General features: G+C 41.2%; 19 protein-coding genes. 6 read left to right on the top strand and 13 right to left on the bottom strand.

All coding sequences use genetic code 11. The annotated features are described in order from the left end of the window. Window positions 1-5: 5 nt before the first annotated feature. Together VRK28_RS03750 and VRK28_RS03745 are read right to left on the bottom strand one after the other, a co-directional pair. Window positions 6-686, bottom strand: coding sequence for an SDR family NAD(P)-dependent oxidoreductase (locus VRK28_RS03750; RefSeq protein WP_332393400.1), 681 nt, complete (start codon window positions 684-686; stop codon window positions 6-8). A gap of 97 nt (window positions 687-783) precedes the next feature. Further along, on the bottom strand, window positions 784-1,803 hold the full coding sequence (locus tag VRK28_RS03745) for an AraC family transcriptional regulator (RefSeq protein ID WP_332393397.1): 1,020 nt from the start codon (window positions 1,801-1,803) through the stop codon (window positions 784-786). A 148-nt stretch (window positions 1,804-1,951) separates the two neighbouring features. Between VRK28_RS03745 and VRK28_RS03740 the strand changes: the two genes are divergently transcribed. From VRK28_RS03740 to ahpF, 4 genes are all read left to right on the top strand, one after another. Then, window positions 1,952-2,953 (top strand): NAD-dependent epimerase/dehydratase family protein, encoded by a 1,002-nt coding sequence (locus tag VRK28_RS03740; protein ID WP_332393395.1) that lies wholly within the window; start codon window positions 1,952-1,954, stop codon window positions 2,951-2,953. Window positions 2,954-3,000: 47 nt separating this feature from the next. Then, the gene (locus VRK28_RS03735; protein ID WP_054562481.1) at window positions 3,001-3,504 is read left to right on the top strand and encodes a 2,4'-dihydroxyacetophenone dioxygenase family protein; all 504 of its coding nucleotides are present in this window, start codon (window positions 3,001-3,003) and stop codon (window positions 3,502-3,504) included. A 208-nt stretch (window positions 3,505-3,712) separates the two neighbouring features. Next, window positions 3,713-4,282 (top strand): alkyl hydroperoxide reductase subunit C, encoded by a 570-nt coding sequence (gene ahpC / locus VRK28_RS03730; protein ID WP_054553958.1) that lies wholly within the window; start codon window positions 3,713-3,715, stop codon window positions 4,280-4,282. Between the two features lie 155 nt (window positions 4,283-4,437). Continuing rightward, window positions 4,438-6,018, top strand: coding sequence for an alkyl hydroperoxide reductase subunit F (gene ahpF / locus VRK28_RS03725; RefSeq protein WP_269407218.1), 1,581 nt, complete (start codon window positions 4,438-4,440; stop codon window positions 6,016-6,018). Between the two features lie 100 nt (window positions 6,019-6,118). Here ahpF and VRK28_RS03720 read toward each other — a convergent pair whose 3' ends face one another. The 11 genes from VRK28_RS03720 to VRK28_RS03670 form a co-directional block, all read right to left on the bottom strand. Further along, window positions 6,119-6,589 (bottom strand): DM13 domain-containing protein, encoded by a 471-nt coding sequence (locus VRK28_RS03720; RefSeq protein WP_332393392.1) that lies wholly within the window; start codon window positions 6,587-6,589, stop codon window positions 6,119-6,121. 2 nt (window positions 6,590-6,591) lie between these two features. After that, complete coding sequence (locus VRK28_RS03715) at window positions 6,592-7,398, bottom strand: substrate-binding periplasmic protein (RefSeq protein WP_332393391.1); 807 nt, start codon at window positions 7,396-7,398, stop codon at window positions 6,592-6,594. A 36-nt stretch (window positions 7,399-7,434) separates the two neighbouring features. Then, window positions 7,435-9,060, bottom strand: a complete 1,626-nt coding sequence (locus tag VRK28_RS03710; RefSeq protein WP_332393390.1) for a methyl-accepting chemotaxis protein — start codon at window positions 9,058-9,060, stop codon at window positions 7,435-7,437. Window positions 9,061-9,260: 200 nt separating this feature from the next. After that, the gene (locus VRK28_RS03705) at window positions 9,261-11,459 is read right to left on the bottom strand and encodes a carbohydrate-binding family V/XII (RefSeq protein ID WP_332393388.1); all 2,199 of its coding nucleotides are present in this window, start codon (window positions 11,457-11,459) and stop codon (window positions 9,261-9,263) included. A gap of 88 nt (window positions 11,460-11,547) precedes the next feature. Then, a complete protein-coding gene (locus VRK28_RS03700; protein WP_332393387.1) occupies window positions 11,548-12,384 on the bottom strand; it encodes a patatin-like phospholipase family protein in 837 nt (278 codons plus the stop codon). A gap of 103 nt (window positions 12,385-12,487) precedes the next feature. Continuing rightward, window positions 12,488-12,940: an NfeD family protein gene (locus VRK28_RS03695; RefSeq protein ID WP_269407212.1), complete on the bottom strand. Its 453-nt coding sequence runs from the start codon at window positions 12,938-12,940 to the stop codon at window positions 12,488-12,490. 8 nt (window positions 12,941-12,948) lie between these two features. Further along, window positions 12,949-13,902, bottom strand: coding sequence for an SPFH domain-containing protein (locus tag VRK28_RS03690; RefSeq protein WP_054562473.1), 954 nt, complete (start codon window positions 13,900-13,902; stop codon window positions 12,949-12,951). Between the two features lie 122 nt (window positions 13,903-14,024). Beyond that, window positions 14,025-14,930 carry a sensor domain-containing diguanylate cyclase gene (locus tag VRK28_RS03685; RefSeq protein ID WP_250660425.1) on the bottom strand — a complete coding sequence of 302 codons (906 nt, stop codon included), beginning with the start codon at window positions 14,928-14,930 and terminating at the stop codon, window positions 14,025-14,027. Between the two features lie 256 nt (window positions 14,931-15,186). Beyond that, window positions 15,187-16,074 (bottom strand): bile acid:sodium symporter family protein, encoded by an 888-nt coding sequence (locus VRK28_RS03680; RefSeq protein WP_332393384.1) that lies wholly within the window; start codon window positions 16,072-16,074, stop codon window positions 15,187-15,189. A 9-nt stretch (window positions 16,075-16,083) separates the two neighbouring features. Then, window positions 16,084-16,833 carry a class II aldolase/adducin family protein gene (locus tag VRK28_RS03675; protein WP_251601646.1) on the bottom strand — a complete coding sequence of 250 codons (750 nt, stop codon included), beginning with the start codon at window positions 16,831-16,833 and terminating at the stop codon, window positions 16,084-16,086. Window positions 16,834-16,842: 9 nt separating this feature from the next. Beyond that, complete coding sequence (locus VRK28_RS03670) at window positions 16,843-17,163, bottom strand: DUF962 domain-containing protein (RefSeq protein WP_054562470.1); 321 nt, start codon at window positions 17,161-17,163, stop codon at window positions 16,843-16,845. A gap of 97 nt (window positions 17,164-17,260) precedes the next feature. Between VRK28_RS03670 and VRK28_RS03665 the strand changes: the two genes are divergently transcribed. Further along, window positions 17,261-18,226 (top strand): AraC family transcriptional regulator, encoded by a 966-nt coding sequence (locus VRK28_RS03665; protein ID WP_250660427.1) that lies wholly within the window; start codon window positions 17,261-17,263, stop codon window positions 18,224-18,226. A 229-nt stretch (window positions 18,227-18,455) separates the two neighbouring features. After that, on the top strand, window positions 18,456-20,390 hold the full coding sequence (locus VRK28_RS03660; RefSeq protein ID WP_063528629.1) for a methyl-accepting chemotaxis protein: 1,935 nt from the start codon (window positions 18,456-18,458) through the stop codon (window positions 20,388-20,390). Window positions 20,391-20,488: the final 98 nt, after the last annotated feature.

Here is a 20,488-nt window from a genome sequence, read left to right as displayed (position 1 = left end):
ATTCCTTAGCGTGTTGTTCTTATTAATTGTTGTTTTATGAGGTGATCCATCACAGAACCCATTATCCAATTCGGTAAGTAACGACTCATGATATAGGTTAGTTTAGATTGTAAGCCTAGGATCACCATTAATTTTTGTTTATCCAAGCTGCGCAAAATTTGTTTTGCAGTATTGGCTGGGTTTGTTATGGCTTTAGATGTTTTGCTTGCGCAAATTAAGCTGATTTTTATGTTATTTGGCTTAAATTTCTTGCGTAGCTTTTTGGCTAAAATCAAAGCGTTTGGCTCTGGCGTAAATTTAGTTGCATCAATAAGGGGGGATGTAATTGCTAGGTGGCCGTTCATGCTTAATTGTGGCGTTATTAGTGTTGCAAAGTGCTGACAAGCAATACTATTTTCTTTACTTAGTTGCTCATTGGTACTGCAGCTAAAAATGGCTAAATCTGGTTTGCCTATCGCTGCGATTGCATTATTTACTTGAGTTTGCAGCGCTTCATTATCGCAGATATGCGTAGCAAAATACTCAATGTATTGGTAATCATCAGCAAGCTCACTTAACGATTGTTTTGTTTGTTCGTTGAAATGTAAATCGAATAAAGCGACATCGTCTCCACGGCTAATATATTGCTTTGCCAATTCGAACCCAATGCCACTGTTGGCACCGGTAATAAACACTCTTCTTAACATTGCACGACCACTAATTAGCGAAACTAGCTAGTCAATATATATAAATTGTTAACAGAAAACTTAGCTTTAAACGACCCGTTTTTAACTTTTTGCGCCATTAACTCGAGTGTGTCTTACGATAATCTTTTGGTGGAATGCCATACCAGCGCTTAAAAGCGCGAGTAAATTCGCTGTAATTAGAAAAGCTTAGGATATCTGAGATGTTCGATAAACTGAGGCTAGATTCAGTTAAATATTGATGTGCCAGATTACAGCGTACATCATCAACTAATTCACGAAACGTTGTGTCATGCTTTGTTAAGTGACGCTGCAAGCTGCGAGCACTCATTGATAGCTTTTCGGCTATTAGGTTTACGCCAAATTCTTCGTGGAGTAAGTATTGCTTGATCAGCACTTCAACATGGTCTGAAATGTTTTCACGTTTTGTATCTTGAAGCTGCCCAAGCTGTTGGCTAAGTATAGAAAACAATTGCTTATCTGAGTTCTTAATAGGGAGCTTTAGGTATTTTCTTTCAAATACCACTGCGGTGTGTGCACAGTTAAATATTGGAATTTGCCCTAGTGCTTGGCGATAAACACTTTGGTTGTCATCACAGCTATGGGGAAGCTCCAAACGAGACAGCTTTATTTGATCATCGGTTAACTGCTTTAATAAATTGACCCCAACGCTTAAGGCTAAGTCGGCACCATGATAAACACTCACCTTTAGGCTAGTGCGAACTAAAAAAGATAGCTTTACATAGTCTTGGTCTACTTCAAGGAGTAAGTCAGCGCTATTTTGATGAACATGATAGTACTTAGTTAAATTTTTTAGCGCCATTTCAAGGGTGTCGCAATTGCCCATCAAATAACCAACAGACCCTAAAATATTCAAGCTTTGCCAACGGCCTAACTCTAGCCCGAAATAGGGCAGGTTTAATTCTTTCGCCGTGAGTTCTAATAGCTGAATGAGTTGCTGATACTGCACAAAGTTATTGGCATCTTGTAATTGCTTTCTGTCTAAACCAACGCGCGATAATAGTGCGTCAGGGTTCACCAACTTACTTTCGATCATTTCAATATAGCCGTGTAGAGCAGATACTCTAATAAGATCAGGTGCTTGTGTTAAACGGGGCATAGTGTGCTCTTTTTTAGTGCGTTGGCGTAAAAAGTAAAAAAAATTGCGTGAAAAGTAAAGTAATACAGGTCATTAAAGTTTAACAATGTATTAACCATTTGGCCTGCTAGCTGCAATTAAGGCTGTAACGTGCTTAGAGGAACACACAATGAACTACTCAAAAGTTTTTATTAGTGGTGGTAATGGCTTTATTGGCCGCACACTTGCGCGCTACTTTAAGGCGCATGGAGTCGATGTATGCGGCGTTGATTTAACACCCTGTGAAGAATTTAACATTGTTGCAGGTAATTTGAATGAGCCAGCGAGTTGGCGCTCATTAATGAATGACTGCGATTTAGTTATTCATACAGCGGCTATTGTTTCAAATGCGTTTAGCTATAAGCAAACATGGCAGACGAATGTGGGTTGGACGAAAAACTTACTGGATGCAGCGGTGGCTGTAAACACAGTAAAGCGCTTTATTCATATTTCGTCGACGGCCGTCTATGGCAGTGATTGGCAAACTGATATTAAAGAAGATGCGCCTTTGTTCCCTGATGGCAGAGCCTATAACGATTCGAAAATGATGAGCGAGCATTTATCGCTAAGCTATCACGCCAGTAAAAAACTCAATGTCACAATAATTCGCCCTGGCGATGTCTATGGGCCCGGCTCAAGACCGTGGATAGCTTACCCATTACAAGAAATCGCCAAAGGCAAGTTTATGGTACCAGAGGGCATGTTTGGGCCTGTTTACATTGATGATTTAGTCAAAGGCATTTACCAAAGTGCCATGAGCGACGATGCAAGCGGTGAAATTTTTAATCTATCAGGCCCTGAGCAAGTGACTAATCAAGTTTATTTTAATTACTTGGCACAGGCACAAGGGAAAAAGCACGTCACAGTAGTGAATTTGGCTTTGGCGTTAAAGCTAACAGGGTTCATTGAGTGGTGTTATCACCTTGTTGGTAAAACCACAGATATCAATCCGTCGACCATGCGCATGCTAAGTCGTAAAAGTGCAGCGTACAGTAATGAAAAGGCGCAGAACATTTTTGGTTATAAACCAGAATTTACATTACAGCAAGGTATGCAACATGCATTGCAGTGGGCGTATGAACAAGGGCTGTGTAAAGAAGAACCACGCACAGATACCGCCACAGCAAATTAAAGGCAACTAGTTAACTTATTGAAAGCAAGTGAAAAGAGGGCACACATATGGCATTACCAGATATTATTAATCATCAAGATTTCTTACTGACTATTCATACAAATGATGAAAAGCTAATTAAAAACGCTTTACCAGGCGTGCACATTTATCCACTCATGCTGGATTCTGAAAATGGGGTATGGGTATTACGTGTTTTATTTGAGCCGGGTACGGTTTTGCCAAAGCACTTTCATACTGGGGTTGTACATTTATATACCCTAGCAGGCAGCTGGCACTACACAGAATACCCTGACGATTTACAAGTGGCTGGTAGCTATTTGTTTGAGCCAGGCGGTTCTATTCATCAATTTCAAGTACCAGCAGACAACACTGAAGTGACCGATACCTTTATGGTGGTTATGGGGTCTAACATTAACTTTGACCCAGATGGTAACTATATGAACATTATGGATGCAGGTTGGATTGAGCAAGTGATGTTAGCAGCCGCAAAAGAGCAAGGAATTGAGCCTAACTACATTAAACCAAAGAGTTTATATGGTTTTAGTAAGTAATTTTATTCCCTGAAGTGAAAGCCCTTGATTACATAAGTGATTGAGGGCTTTATAGTTTTTGCTATTCTGTGTATTTCAATCTAAAAAACAAATCAATTTAATCTAAACAATCAATTTTATTTTAATCGCTCATACCTCTATTGTATTAATCAAGCAGACGCAAGGCTGCGTTAATTAAACATTTTTAAATACATCAATGAGGAATACTATGAGCACTTCATTAATTAACACAAAACTACAACCATTCAATGCAACAGCTTACCACAACGGTGACTTTGTAGAACTAACAGAAAAAGACGTGCTAGGTAAGTGGTCAATCTTCTTCTTCTACCCAGCAGATTTCACTTTCGTATGTCCTACAGAGCTAGGTGATGTTGCAGATTACTACGAGCAACTTCAAGAAATGGGTGTTGAAGTTTACTCAGTATCAACTGACACGCACTTCACTCACAAAGCATGGCACGATACGTCTGACACAATTGGTAAAATCAAATTCCCAATGATTGGTGACCCTACAGGTCGTATTACACGTAACTTCGGTGTGATGATTGAAGACGAAGGTCTTGCTCTTCGCGGTACATTCGTAATGAACCCTGAAGGCGAAATCAAAGTAATCGAAACTCACGACTTAGGCATCGGCCGTAGCGCGAAAGAGTTAGTACGTAAAGTACAAGCTGCACAGTACATTGCTAACCACGACGGTGAAGTATGTCCTGCATCATGGCAGCCAGGTGAAGAGACACTTGCTCCTTCACTAGACCTAGTTGGCAAAATCTAATTTGCCACAGCATTAAACGATAGCAAAGCTTTGCTTTGCTATCTCAATGCAACCTTAATTGCCCATCACAACTCACATTAAGCACATTAGCGGGTGATGGGCAGTTATCCCTAAAATTTTTCTAGATTATTTATTCTGAACTCAAGGGCTAAGCCATGTTAGATACGAATATCAAAAACCAATTAACAAGCCACTTTGCTTCTATTACCAGCCCTGTTGAGCTGCTTATCGCCTTGGATGACAGCAATAAATCAACAGAACTTAAAAACTTAGCAAACGATTTAGCTTCGTTAAGCGACAAATTTTCGGTGCGAGATAACCCTAGCCAAGATGTGCGTCGTCCATCTATGGTGGTATCTTCACCTATTAACAATACGCAAATCACATTTGCGGGTGTGCCTATGGGCCACGAATTCACCAGTTTGATCCTTGCTCTACTGCATACAGGCGGTCATCCAAGTAAGGCATCAGAGACTGAAATTGAACAAATTAAATCATTGCCTGGGCCGCTTAACTTTGAAGTGTATATTTCATTGAGTTGTCAAACATGTCCGCAAGTAGTGCAAGCACTTAACCTGATGGCGGCACACAATGAAAATGTTACGGCTACGATGATTGATGGCGCCTTGTTCCAAGACGAAGTGAACGAGCGTAATGTGTTAGCAGTACCGGCTGTGTACTTAAATGGTGAGTTATTCAGCCAAGGCGCTGTAAACCTGACTGATATCTTAAATAAAGTAGATACCAAAGCGGCTGCACGCCAAGCCGAAGCACTGAACGATAAAGAGTTATTCGATGTACTTGTTGTTGGTGGTGGCCCTGCAGGCGCTTCTGCGGCAATTTATTCAGCACGTAAAGGCTTAAATACGGGTGTGGTTGCAGAGCGTTTTGGTGGTCAGGTATCAGACACATTAGCAATTGAAAACTTTATATCAGTTAAAGCGACCGAAGGCCCTAAATTGGTTGCACAACTTGAAGAGCACGTAAAAGAATACGATGTTGATGTAATGCAAAACCAACGTGCGGCATCGCTTACTAAGCAAGATAATTATCAAATTACGCTAGAAAATGGCGCGGTCTTAAATGCTAAGTCAGTGGTGTTAGCAACCGGTGCACGCTGGCGTGAAATGAACGTGCCAGGTGAGAAAGAGTATCGCGGTCATGGGGTTGCTTATTGTCCTCACTGTGATGGTCCGTTATTTAAAGGCAAAGCTGTAGCGGTTATCGGCGGTGGTAACTCTGGTATTGAAGCTGCAATCGACCTTGCAAACATTGTTGAGCATGTCACTGTGCTTGAATTTGCTGATACCTTACGTGCTGATGAAGTACTTATTCGTAAAGCAAATAGCTTAAACAACATTACTATTATCAAAAACGCGCAAACGACAGAAGTTGTTGGTGATGGTAAACGAGTAACAGGTTTAAGCTATATTGACCGCATCTCTGGCGATGAAAAATCACTTGAGCTTGCAGGTATCTTTGTGCAAATCGGCTTGGTGCCAAACACTGAATGGTTAAAAGATTCAGCGTTATCACTGACTCGCTTTGGCGAAATCGAAATTGATAGCAAAGGTGCAACATCATTACCGGGTGTTTACGCGGCAGGTGATGCAACAACAACGCCGTTTAAGCAAATCATTATTGCTATGGGCAGTGGTGCAACGGCAAGCTTAGGTGCATTTGATTACTTAATTCGCCACAGCGATGAAACTCAAAGCACAGAAGATGCAGCCTAATTAGTTGCATAAACAATGACTCTTGATTAGGCAGCTCACACCCATAGCTGCCGCTTTAAAGCCGCCCTCTCCAAAGGCGGCTTTGTTTTTATTAATACAGCTATTGATACTGTGCTGCGGTTATAAACTCCTCAAAACTTTCACACCAAATAACTACTGTATTGTAATCACTGACATCGATACCTTGTGGTACAACTAGCTTAAAGCCATTGAACGAACGTACCCCCGCAATACGCTGCATGGTGCCTTTTTGTGCTAAAAAATCGTCTTCGTTATCAATAAAGTTTCGCGATAGATAAAGTTGATAGTCAGGCCCAGGTGATAACGTGCCCTGCATAGAAATAGCATCATTCGTTAAATACACCTTGCCATCACCATAATGCAAGCGATCTGAGCCTTTGAGGTCGGGCTTAAACGTTGCACTAAACTGCGATCGATCTTGATGCTGCTTCAAAATAGCAATATCGGGTGCTGGTTGTTCAGTTAAAATAGGTAAACTGTACACTCCAGCTATAAAACCCGCTGCAAAAATCGCCAATGTCATAATGGTAATTATCAGCGCTTTTAGCATGCTTACTCCTTATTTTTTAGCGTTATGATGTGACGTTGCTTTAAAGAAAATTGTTTTTCAACATCACCAAAGTATTGCAAATAGAGCTTCTCAAGTTCACCTGATTGCTGCAGTTTTTGCATACCTTGTTCTAGCATATCTCTAATGTGTTGATTTTCTTTGCTTAAGTAAAAGTAATAGTCGCTGGGGTATTGCAACATAATGTTTGGCGCAATGACAAAATTGAACTGTTTTAGTCTATTCAGTTCGGTGCCAATTGCCAGTACTGAGCGTGGAAAGTAATCACCGAGCCCTGTGTCAAGGGCTTTTACCATCCCTGGGTAATCAAGCTCGCCATTAACTGTTAAACCATTGTTTTTCAATACGGTATAATCTGACCAACTTTGTTGTTGCAGGCCAACTAAGGGGGTTAATTCAGCAAGGCTTTTAATATTGCTAAACTTTTCTTGGTCTTCATGACGGATAATAAGCAAACGCTTGCCGTGTAACCCTTTATAGAGTGGGATTGTCGTTCTGACTAATGAATCAAGCTGCTTATGAGGTAAAGAAAGCCACGCTAAGGTTATCGTTTTATTATGGCTGAGCTGTTCGATAATTCTCTTATCGTTCATAGGTTTAACGTTATAAAGCAGCACAACATCCACATCCATTGCGGCAAAACTTTTGTCGAGGATATCGTGAATATACTGGTTTTTTACCGCATCAGTATAGCTGGGTTTAGCAAGCTGAATAACGATTTGTTCATGAGCTAATACTTGTAGACTCGACAGAGCAAATGTCATTAGAAACATCAGTATTGCTCTGTTCATTAATTTAAGTCCTTTTTTGAGCGCACGTTTATACGACTATACTTTGAAAACATGCACCTGTTGTTGTAGACGCGAAGCCAGTGAGGCCAATTCTTGGCTGGCTTGAGCATTTTGTTGCGAGCTTTCGCTAACCAGTGAAATGCTACTACTAAATTCATTAATATTACAACTTAGTTCGTTAGCAACAGTGGTTTGCTCATCCGTTGCGGTGGATACTTGGTTGTTCATATCGGCGATAAGAGCCATTTCTTGAGTAATTTCAGTCAGTAATTGTGATGAGCGCTCTGCATATTCAACACTTTGTTTAGCACTTTCGTCTGCATTGCCCATGGCGTTCACTGCTTGCTGCGCCATTGTTTGTAGTTTACTGATCATTTCGTTAATACTGGCTGTGGCTTTTTGAGTGTTGTGCGCAAGCTGCCTTACTTCATCGGCTACGACTGCGAAACCGCGACCCGACTCACCTGCGCGTGCAGCTTCGATGGCCGCATTTAATGCAAGTAAATTGGTTTGTTCTGCAACGCCTTGGATCATCATTACCACTTGATTGATATCGGTTGATTGTGTATTTAACTCATTGATTAATTTTGTATTCGCATTAACGATGTGTGATAGACGGTTTATTGCATCGATATTTTCTTGCACAGACTGCTGACCCAGCTTGGCTGTTTTATCAGTGTGAGTGGCTTTTTCTGATGTTGATAATGCATTTGCGGCCACTTGCTCAATGGCACTGCTCATCTGTGTAATGGCAGTGGCAATCATTGCTGATTGATGTTCTTGCTCTGTGGCTGTGCTTGCAACTTGGTCGCTAATTGAGTTCATTTGCTCTGCGGCAGATGAAAGGGTGAGTGTTGCGCTAGTTACATCATTTACTAATGCATGAATGCGCTCCATCATGGCATTAAAGTGGTTTGCTGCTTGGGCTATTTCGTCATTACCATGGGTTTTTGCGCGCAAACGTAAATCGGCATTATCGGAGATAGAACCTATCGTTTCACTCAGCGATAACAATGGGTTATGGATAGAGCGATAAATAATAAAGGCAATTGCCAATAATAAAATTATTAATACAGTGATAGAGGCAGTCATAGCGATGGTGACTTGAGCAAAGTCTTTATCTGCGGCGTTTTTGAACTTGTTAGCCTCATTGATTTGTAAGTTTATTAGCCCTTGATAACTTTCACTGAGTGGGTCAAACACATCGTAAAGATTTTTTACGAACACCTCGTTAGGCACTGCTTTAAGTTGGTTACTTTTAACTTGGGTTAAAAACGCGTTGAGTGCGCTTTCTACCACAGCAAGATTTTTTTCCACGATATTAACTAAGCGCTGCTCTTCTGCGGTTAGTTTGGTTCCTAAATAGCTTTTCCATTTGCTGTCAGCAACGTCTTTTGCATTTTCAACGGCGGCTAGAAAATCAGTTTTTGAAATTTGATCAGCGCGGTATTTATGGAATAGATCAACAATGCTAACTGCGTAATTGTCCGATACTGTTTTTATCTGCTCAAGGGGGATGACTCTATCGTCATACAAACTGTCGATGCCTTTTACCATGCCCGACATAATAGACATTGTAAAAATAGAGGTGATCACAAAAACTGTAACCGGTAACAAAGCCAAGACGGCTAATCGCGTACGAACGGTGTAGTTATTTAACATGAGCGTGCAAATTTTTGTAAGGACTTAGTATTAAAACTAATAGAGAAATAGTTTTAAGCAAGTTTTTGCAATTGTTTTGCAGGCTTTTTCTTAAGAGGCATATCTATTACGACTTAAAGGTAGCCACAGAGGTGCGTTGGCTCTGGTTAAGATAACAAAGCCAGTATTTACACTGGCTTTGTTTTGTTCCTGTTTGTACATTAATGACCGCGATTAGGCATTTGCCGAGGCATTTGTCTTTGTGTATTACGGCGCATTTGTTGGCGCTGCATACCTTGCTGACGTGCTCTATTTGCCCTATTTAATTGCTGCATACGATTTTGTTGCCTATTTTGAGTGTGCTGGCGTTGCTGCAATGTTTGCTTCGCTTTACTTTTATCTATGCTTTGCAATTTATTTTGCACTTGTTGGCGGTCAATATTTTGTGCCCGATCTTTGATTTGTTGCTGTTTATCGGTAGGTAATGTTTGCCATTTACCCTCAACACGTTGTTGCCATTTATCGGCATCACGCTTGAGCACGTTACCTTTTTGATCCGCAAACACGTTGTTTGCTTTATCGCGTTGGCTGATGGCTGTTTTTAAATCGCGTTTCACTTGCTGCTTTGAAGCGAGACGAGACTTACTCTGATCGCGTTTATAAATATTATGCCTTGGTTGCTTATTATGGTGGCCCGGTTTATGACCGACATTAATTTTGTTACCAATATTGATATTGCCATTATTAATAATAACTGGGCCGCGGTAACCACCGCCATACCAGCCATTACAGCAATGATAAGGTCGATAATGGGTTGGCCATCCAACATTCCAATTCATCCCTAGATTTAAAAAACCATTGCTCCAACTTAAGCCAAACGACCAACCTGTCCAGTTGTTATAGCCAATATTAAAACCCCAAGTCGGTGGGCGAGGGTAGTAGTAGCCACCGCCCCAGTATGGTGGGTAATACCAACCTGTACCATACACTGGCACGCCATAATAAGGGTATGACCACATGTAACCTGGGTAATAACCAACATACACCACCTCAGGAGTTGATTCGTATATCTCGACGTAAGTGACGTTGTAAACGGGGGAACTTGGAGGAATTTTTGCGATGTCATCTTTTGGAATGCTATCAGCAACAAGCCAAGGCCCTTGTGCGGAATCTGCCTTAAACCACACCGCATTATCGACTGCATAATATTTGCCTTTAATTTGCAGCACTTGTGCATCCGTATTAATAGCATAAGAAACTTGCGTGCCCGGGATACGTTCAAACTTAGGTTTGCCATCATAGTACACAGTTAAACTGGTATCTTTACGGCTGATAGCCGCTGTTTGCGGCACTTTTGCATCTAATACAGCTTCTTCAGCTTCTTCAGTACCGGCAACTGAAACTCTGAGGCCCCCTAAATCTGATTCAGGTGGAATATTGGCAAAGCTTTCTGGTAGTTCATCGCCGCGTACAAATGTCCATGGGCCTGTTTGTTGTTTTGCACGATACCAGCGCCCAGATAACAAGACATACATGTTATTCGTTTGCATTTCACGTAGCCACGGGGTTTCAGTGTTAAACACATACATGAGCTCGCCACCGGTTAAGCTTTTCCATTTAGCTGCGCCATCAGTTGCAATAAGTTCGGTGGGTTTAGTGGCTACAACAATAGCTGGTGGTGCACTTAGATCTGAGCTTTCGGTATCTTTAGGAAGCATTTTTACAAGTTCAGCCGGTGGCGACTGAGTATATTCATAAGGCCCTTTGGCTTGTTTTGCCCGATACCAAAATTGCCCATCGGTGAGATAGCAAAGTTTGCTTTTGCTATCTTTAATCACTGTCATGGCGGTGTTTAAAGCACGCTCAAATTGGCTGTTTTCAATTTTACTAAACTTAGGTTCACCATCAAAACTCAGTAATACCGACAGTTGCTCTTTGAAAATAATCGTTGGAGGGTCGGTTTTTAATTGCGTTAAACTTTGTTCTGCTGCTTCTGCACTTTCAAGGCTGGCGGTGAGTTGCGAAAGCGAGGTTTCGAATTGACTGGCTTTTATTGCTTCATTAACGACAGCAGTAAATTTTTGTTCTTCTGCATCTTTTGATTCAGGCCAGCGTACATCGGTGACAGTGATATTGCGAACGGTGACGGTATCGTTTTCGCGATCAGTATCTAGTTTAGCTCTAAACCAAAATACGCCAAACACAGCGTCATTGCCTGAAACCGAAAATGACATCGCTGCACGGGCTGTTAAAGTATTACCGTTTAGTTTCTCGGGTTGTGGCTGGTAAACAATGAGTGTGCCTTGTGACGTTTGCACTTGTTGAGGCCACTCAATGGCTTGGCTAAAAAATGAAAACAAACATAGAAAAGAGAGTATTAAAAGCCTGCAGGCAATAATAAAAGGTAGGGGGAGTTTCATGGTCAATCCTTGGCTAACATAACTCTTAAAAGTATAGCCAATGACATCGAAAACGCTTAAAAATTGTTCCTATTTTTAAAGCGTTAGCTTAGGCAACTTGAGTTAAAAAATTTGAGCCCGCATTTAAGCCCATTTCATAGCCCGCACTGAGTTTTTCAAATGATTTTGTTGTTCGACCAACTGCAAAGTTGGGTGGCGGTGCAATAATATTAATTTTACAATCGCTTGGTGGGTTGGTAATAAAATCAATGCTTTGATTGTAATTTTCTGCGCGTCTTAAGGTGGCTTCTGCTAATGCAGGGGTGTTTTTATAAAGACGTTTGACGAACCAAGGCGCTTTTGAAGGCTTTTTCTTATAGCCAAGAGGCTGAGATAAAATAACGGTGATTTCCTTATTACCCATCTCGTATGCTTTACGGATTGGAATAGAATCTGCCACGCCACCATCAGTAAGTTGCAAATTGTCGATAACAGGAAATTCTCGATAAGCAATCGGCAGCGCACAAGAGGCTTTTAATTGCTGTTCAAGATGAGTTGCATTTGCTTTTAAGTACTCTGCCTGTCCAGTTTGTATGTTGGTTGTGACTATATAAAACTCACTGGCTTGTTTTTCGAAGGTGTCGAGATCTAGACGAATATCACGGATGGTTTCTTGCCACAGCCAGTCTAAATCAAACAGGTGGCCACCTTTGATAAAACGAACAAAATCGATGAACTCTGGTCGGCAAGAGTAATCGGTGATCACTGCATGGTTACGTTTGTATTGGGCGCACAAATAAGCTGCAATGTTAGTGGCTCCGGCAGAAACACCATAGCATTGAGTAAAAGGTTGGTAATTGGCTTGAATAAAAGCATCCAGTACGCCAGTGGCAAAAATGCCACGCATTGCACCGCCTTCTACAACGAGTGCCTTATTATTGTTCATTTTCGCAACCTTGCTTGTAACCGTGAGTGCTTCTAACCATAGCAAACACGGTTACAAAACTAAATAGAGTTTTGGCTCTAAATGAGGTTTAACTATTGCTGAGTTATACCGCCTCTACCCAAAGTACGCCAACTTGTTTGTCGGTCACTTTTACTGTGCTACCCGCAGCAATGGGGGACTGACTTTTTAATTGCCAAGTAATACCCGAATACTGATGTGTGGTTAACCCTTTATCATCAACTTCGGCATTAACGACAAAGGTAAGCTCAGCAAAATCGCTATGTATCGGCTTAGTATCGGTTTTATCCTGCATGCGTTTGAGAGGTTTCCAAAGCACGAGAGCAAAACCAAGAGTAAACACGATATTGCTCCAAAGCGCGGTAGTGTAACTCGTATCAAGTAGACCTATATTCATTAGTAAGCCACTGGCAAATAAAGATAAGCCTAAAAACAGTAATACATAGGTACTCATACCCAGTACAGCAACTTCAACAATTAGCGCGATAACACCTATAATCATCAGTGCTTCGGCTAAATGGGTATCTAAAAATGCCATCAGCCCACCTAACTTTGTTGCTTTTTATTTAAAGAGTTAATAATAGACATACCTTGAGCTACAAGCGAGCTTGCGTCAGTACCACTCTCAGGAAGTAATACCACAGATGACTCACGCGCAATGGCTTCTTTAGCGGCAATAGCTTTTGTGGCAAGGTCGAGTTGAATTGCTTTTTGGCCTTGCTCGGTGTCAGCGGCTTCACCTACTTTACGCAGTGCATCTGCTTGTGCTTCAGCAACGGCGATAATCGCTTTCGCTTCACCTTCAGCGCGTAAAATTTGCTCGGCTTTTTCAGCTTCGGCAGCAAGGACTTGGGCTTGCTTTTTACCTTCTGCCACGTTGATGGCAGACTGACGGTCACCTTCAGACTCTAAAATTTGCGCACGTTTTACACGCTCAGCTTTCATTTGTGCTTCCATGGCTTCCATTACAGAATTAGGTGGCACAATATCTTTAATTTCGTAACGTAAAACCTGAATACCCCAAGGCTCAGATGCTTGGTTAATCGCGGTAACTATGTTGGTGTTTAACATGTCGCGCTCTTCAAAGGTTTTATCTAGTTCCATTTTACCAAGTTCAGAACGCATCGTTGTTTGCGATAGCTGAGTAACCGCAAATACATAGTCATCAACACCATACGTGGCTTTATACGGGTCAAGCACGCGGAAATACAGCACACCATCGACGATAAGCGAGATATTATCTTTAGTGATAGCAGACTGCGAAGGCACATCTTGCGCTTGTTCTTTTAAGCTGCGGTCAGCGGCAATACGGTCGATAAATGGCACAATAAAGTTTAAGCCGGCTTCTTTGGTAGAATGGTATTTACCAAAACGCTCGATTAACCAGGCACGATTTTGCGGCACAAATTTAACGCTACTTTTTAGTAGTACTAAAACAAAAATTAGAAGAAAGACTTCTACATTTAACAACAGGTCTAAAATGCTAGAAACGGGGTCCATGTACTTTCCTTAATACAATTAATATTATTTTTCACTGCTCAGATTACCACCACAAAGCAAAGCACGCTATTGATTTGTAATCGTTACCTATTTAAGTGCAGTTTTATTCTTTATGTATTGTATTAATAATTCAGTGCATGTTTTATCAAATACATGTGCTGATCAGCTTGCGCCACGATCTCTTCAGCAGTTTTTTGTGTACCTAAAAACATGGTGACTCCGACGCTTGCAGAGCCAAGATATTTTATATTTTGATACTTAAATTGAGCTTCTATTGCTGTTTGCAGTTTATCGGCAACACGATGAGCGTTGTGTTTAGCTGTTTGCTCATCACGACCAAGCCCTTCAAGTAATACAACAAACTCATCGCCACCAATGCGAGCTAAACAGTCTTTTTCGCGCACAACCGTTTTCATTCGATTAGCAATTTCAACAAGGTAAGCATCGCCTGTGTTGTGGCCATATTGGTCGTTTAACTTTTTAAACTTATTCAGGTCGATAAATATCACCGCGCCATAGTTTTGGTCGCGCTTGCTCATTTGTAACGCAAGCGATAAACGAATATAAAAATAGCGGCGGTTTAAAAGTTCAGTTAACGGGTCGGTAGAGGCAGCATAAAGGAGTTGTTCTTCAAGGTGTTTTCGTTCGGTAATGTCTGTTGCAATACCTAAAATGCCGATGACTTTGTTCGGCTCTGTGTCGCAAATAATAGGGGTTTTCACTTCCCAGAAAATATATTGGTGTCCGTCGGGAAAGGTAAGCTCAACTTCTTCACGGGTACGCTCACCGCTGAGCACCCGCTTGTCTATTTTCGCTAGCTTTTTTACGTCAGGAATTGGGAAAAAGTCCACATCACTTTTATGTTGTAATTCTTGCTCAGAGCAAGCAAATAAACCCAAGGTAAGCTTATTAGCATAAACGTAATGCCCGAGCTCATTTTTTATGTAAACGTATGCGGGTACGTTATCAAGTGCAAACTTTAATTCAGCAACATGAACGGGCAATTTAGAGTTATTAAGTTCGGCCACAATATGTCCCTATATAACAAGCCATAAATTGATAGTGAACGAAAATATCTTATTAAACAAGACTGACCACAGAGCAAAAATTATAACTAATGATTTATGTATAGTTTTGAAAAATAAATAAAAAATTAATAGTTGGAATGGGTGATGAACTTTGTTATTAGGTGTGTTTTAGACTCGTTTGGTTATCTCAAATTTTAACTATTTTTTATTACTGTGTGATTAAAAACTTCCTTGTTTTTAGTCATCACTTTGGCTTTTATGCTTTGTTGAGAATGGCAAGGTGTTTTGTATGATGCGCGCTAAATAAGCGACAAAAAATATAACCCGTTACAAACATTGATAAGCTATAGGTTGCTCCAGGAATTGCCATGGCGGCATTATTGATTAAGGTACTCGCAATTAAAATGGCAAGGGTGCCATTTTGTAGCCCAACTTCAACCGCAATGCTCATTTGTTGCTTGTGATCTAAGCCCGATATTTTTGCAAAAAACAGCCCTAGTAACAGCGTGCTGAGGTTTAATGTCAGCGTTGCAATGCCACTGGTCGCAAAAAAACTCAGCATTTGGTCAGCATTTTTATGAATAATGCTAAGCACTATCACAATTAAGAACACACTCGAAAAACGACGTATAAAGGGTTCTATTTTCAAGCTCAAATGGGGTTTAAAGTGATTAAATACCATTCCTAAGCAAACAGGAAGCACCGTTATCATAAGCATTTGCACTATGGTTTTAATCACTGGCAAAGCGAATTCGTGGCCCGGCACACTCAATGTTTGCATGGCAAAATGCATAATCAGTGGCAAGGTAAAGGGTGAGATAAATGTGGCTAGCGTTGTTAGACTTATTGACAGCGCAACATCCCCTTTGAATAAATAGGTATAAAGGTTTGAGGTCACACCGCCAGGGCAGCAAGCCACTAAAATCAAACCTATAGCGAGCTCTGGGGTCAAGGTAAAACTCATTGCTAATACAAACGCAACGCTAGGCAATAACAGTAGTTGGCAGCTTAAGCCTATTGAAAGTGCTTTGGGGCTAATAAATAATGCCCCAAAGTCTTGCTTTTTAAGCCCTAACCCCATGCCAAACATGATGATAAATAGTGCTAAAGGCAGCACTATTTTAGTCATGATATCAATTTGCATGGTATATCCTTATTGATCGTAACCCGGACTTTTATTGTCGAGTAAGCGCAGTAAGGCAGGCCAAGCAATTGCGCCACCCAGTCCCTTAGTAGCAACTTCAGTTTGCCCTTTGATACCCTCAATAATCGCGCTAGGTACTTGTACGAGTTGCTCGGTATTTTGTGAAGTACGAGTTTGTACAGCGCATGCAGCTTCAAAAACATACATAAACAAAAATGCATCAGCGACCGTTTTACCTACTGTTAATAGGCCATGATTACGTAGCATTAGAAAGTTATTAGAACCTAGGTCATTCACTAAACGGTCTTGCTCTGCAGGATTAAGGGCAATGCCCTCGTAGTCGTGATAACCCAAACCTGAGTGCACAACAACAGCTTGCTGAGAGATAGGCAATAAGCCGTCTTTGTTAGCAGACACTGCCGTGCCATTGAGTGAGTGGGTGTGAATAACGCAATGGGCATCATCACGCGCCATATGAATACAGCTATGGATATTAAACCCCGCAGGATTAACAGGGTATTCACTGTCATGCAGCTTATTACATTGTTGATCTACTTTGATAAGACTTGATGCGGTAATTTCGTGAAACATCATGCCATACGGGTTTATCAAAAATTCGTTGTCTGTGCCGGGAACGCGCATTGAAATATGGGTAAAAATTAAATCATCCCAGCCATATAAAGCAACTAGGCGATACGCGGCAGCAAGCTCAACACGGGCTTGCCATTCTTGCTCTGATACTGTGTGTTTCATGGTCATGGTGTTTTCCTAAAATGGTACTTTGCGAATAATAATGTCTTTAAACATGACCCAATCACCAATAAAGCTATAAAAAGGGTGTGTAAAAGTAGCGGGGCGATTTTTTTCAAAAAAGAAATGACCAACCCAAGCAAAGCCATAGCCCACAACTGGGCATAAAATTAGCCAGCTATATTGCTGCTGATAAATAGCGGCAAACAAAATAGCCAAAACAATCCAACTGCCAATGAAATGTAAGCGTCGACAGACTTTATTTTTGTGTTCTTGTAAGTAATAGGGGTAAAACTCTTTAAAGCTCGCGAACTCGCGTTTACTTGCTACAGTGCCCATATTGTTGTCTCCGTTGTTAATTACAGGTTAACAATAGGCTTTTATTCTTTTATTTACTTGATAATATAGGTCATTAAATTGTTTATTTAGGACGTGCATGAGAACCTTATCAAGCTGGTGGCTTCGTGCTATGGCTGAGTCGTTTAAGTGGCAGGGTTTACCAATTAATGAATTGTTTGCAGCGGCAAATATTCCTTTGGCAGAATTAAGTAGCCAAACAGCCCGATACCCACAAGCCAGTGTCAGTATGCTTTGGAAGCAGGCGCAAGCCATGTTACCAAACACCCATTTAGGTCTTTATGTTGGCAGTAACATGAATGTACGCGCTATTCCGGTGGTAGGCATGGCGATTATTCAGTCAACTCAGTTATTGAGTGCTTTTCGGCTGATATTGCGTTATCAAAAATTAATGGGCGATACCCATAATGTATCTTTGATCGATCACGGTAGTGAGTATGAGCTTCGCTTTAACTTTAGTGATGGTGAACGTGATATGTCACTGCTAAGCTACGAAGCGCCCATGGCGTTTTGTGTAAAAATAGCACGCACTGTAAAGGGAAAAGATTGGCACCCAACGCGAATTTGTTTGCAGCGTAAAGAGCCACATAGTGAGATTAATACGCACTTTAATTGCAACATTGAATACGGCGCAACGACCCATAGCCTGTTTTTTAGCGAAAATACCGATAGTGAGCCTGTGTTATCAAGCCAGATGAAACTAGTGACGCAAACGAATGTGACGCAGGTACTGAGAATTTTACTTGAAGAGCATTTAATTCAAGGCCAAACCACCAGTAAAGCAATGGCAAAAGCACTTAATATGAGTGAAAAAACGCTGCAGCGCCGTCTTGCAAAAGAGGGCACAAGTTTTAGTAACGAATTAGCAAGTTTAAGACAGCAAAAAAGTGTGTCGTTGTTAAACGAAACAGATCTTTCAGTCACAGAAATAGCCTTTTTATGTGGCTACTCTGAAATTAGTGCATTTCATCATGCATTTCATCGCTGGTATGGCATGTCGCCAAAAACCTACAGGCAAAAAATGGCAATAATAGCAGGGTCATAATAAGCACGGCTTTTTTCAGTGAGCTGTTTGTAGCTATTATTTTAACTAGTAAAAAGGTACAAGTTGGCGTTTGTTCCTATTCTGTTTGAGTTTGATAATTATTCATACAAAAACAACAGTAAAAGCTTAAATAGCAATTGCTTAACACCGACTTGTTACCTAAAATTATTGATAGGACGCAAGGATGATCTAAAACCAAAACTCCACCATTAAGTATGAGGCTTGCTGAATGCGAAATCTATCGCTGCGCACTATTTTTATTAGTTTTGTGTTAATTGCATTGTTTGTTGTCACTGTGGTTAGCGCCTTAATCAATACCAGCCAATTTTCTCGGCTTTATTACCAACAAACCGAAAAGCAATTATTGCCTGACGCTGTGGGTAAAGTTGCTGCCGAAATTGACGCTCAAATGCGTTACCCCATCTCTGTGTCACAGTCGTTAGCTGAAAACCAAATGCTGCATACGTGGATGAGCGAAGGTGAGAAAAGCTCGCCAATTCATCAGCGTGTCATGGCGTACTTTGCTGACTTACAAAGAAAAAGCGGTGCATCATCAGTGTTTTGGGTAAGCAAAAACTCAATGAGTTATTACACACAAGACGGCTTTTTCAAATCAATCTCACAAAGTGAGCCAAGAGACAGTTGGTTTTTTGACTTTATTAGCTCAGATAAACGCCAAGCGCTCGCTTTAGATGTGAGTGAGCAGGGTGGACACCTCACTTTATACGTTAACACCTTGGTTGAAATTGCAGGGCAACGACTCGGTGTTGCGGGGCTTGGTTATGATATTTCAGATATTTCTAGCATTGTTACGTCGCGTAAAATTGGTGAGCAAGGGTATTTATTCTTAATTGATGACAGCAAGCGAATTATTGCACACGCAAACGATGCTTATATTGGTAAACAAGTCACAAGCGTCGCTTCATTAAGCGCATTACAAAGCTTTTTGAGCAGTAAACATACTGGCTTTACTCTATCGCAAGTCGAGCTCGCAGATGAAGATGTTTATGCTGGGGTTATGCCAATTGAAGGAACAGGCCTTACTCTTGTAGCGGTTCAGCCTAAGCAAGAGATATCAAGCGCGATTAATACAGTCGTTTGGATGTCGATTATCGTAAGTGTCGTGCTTGCGGGTATCTTTTTGGTGCTTACACTTTATTTTGCTAATTGGCTAAGTAAGAAAATACGCAGTGTTGGTGATGAACTACTGGGCATGGCAGGTCACGGCGGTGATTTAACAAAACGTTTAGATGACAGTGTTGATAATGAGCTGGGACATCTTGCTAAGGGCTTTAATGCCATTATTGGTAAAGTAGCCGAGCTTGTCGATGAAATAAGTGTTACCGAGCAAGCTATGCGAGAAGGGATTGACGATCTTGCGAGCTTTGCCAATAAAACCTTTGTTGCTACCGAAGATCAGCGCGCGCAAACCGATCAAGTTGCCACAGCTATTACAGAAATGGGGCAAACTATTAACGAGGTGTCTGATATTGCTCATCGCACAGCAAGCGACACGGAAGAAGCGGTACGAGAAACCGTGCAAACCAATCAAAGTATGGCTGCCACAGCGCAAACCATGAATGAATTGAATGATATTTTGATCACGGTTGATAAAAGTATCGGTGAGTTTGCTAATCAAGCAGCTGAGATCAACTCGGTTGTTGAAGTGATCAATGCAATTTCAGAGCAAACTAACTTATTGGCACTCAATGCGGCAATTGAAGCAGCAAGGGCGGGTGAGCAAGGTCGTGGCTTTGCGGTGGTTGCTGATGAAGTACGCTCACTTGCACAGCGTACGCAAACATCGACTTCTGAAATTCGAGAACAGATTTCGCGCTTACAAAGCTCATCATTGCAATCACAAGAAGCGATTGCCGAAGGTACGCAAAGTAGTCAAAAAGTGACTGAGCTTACGCATATTGCAGTGTCTGCACTTCAGTCTATTCAGCAGAAGTTTGAGATTATCAGCCAAGGCAATCACCAAGTTGCAGCAGCCACAGAAGAGCAGGGCACGGTGGTTGAGCATATCAATCAGTCGGCTCATGATATTTCAGACAGTGCAATGCAAATACATGATAACGCAGAGCAACAACAGCGTGGTACGCAAAGCTTATTATCGCGTGCTCAGCACCTTAAAGATTTAGTCAGTCAGTTTAAAGTTTAATAGCCTGCTTTTTAAATCTGCTTCGAGTAAAAGGCGTTAACAACATGTGTTGTTAACGCCTTAATATTTTTTAGCTTACAAGTGAGTGATTCAGTTTA

Origin of the sequence: Pseudoalteromonas sp. P80D2, from assembly GCF_036680945.1 — a bacterium.
In the GTDB taxonomy this organism is placed as follows: Bacteria; Pseudomonadota; Gammaproteobacteria; order Enterobacterales; family Alteromonadaceae; genus Pseudoalteromonas; species Pseudoalteromonas shioyasakiensis.
The sequence above is the reverse complement of the archived record's forward strand: the minus strand, read 5'-3'. Positions and strand labels throughout refer to the sequence as shown.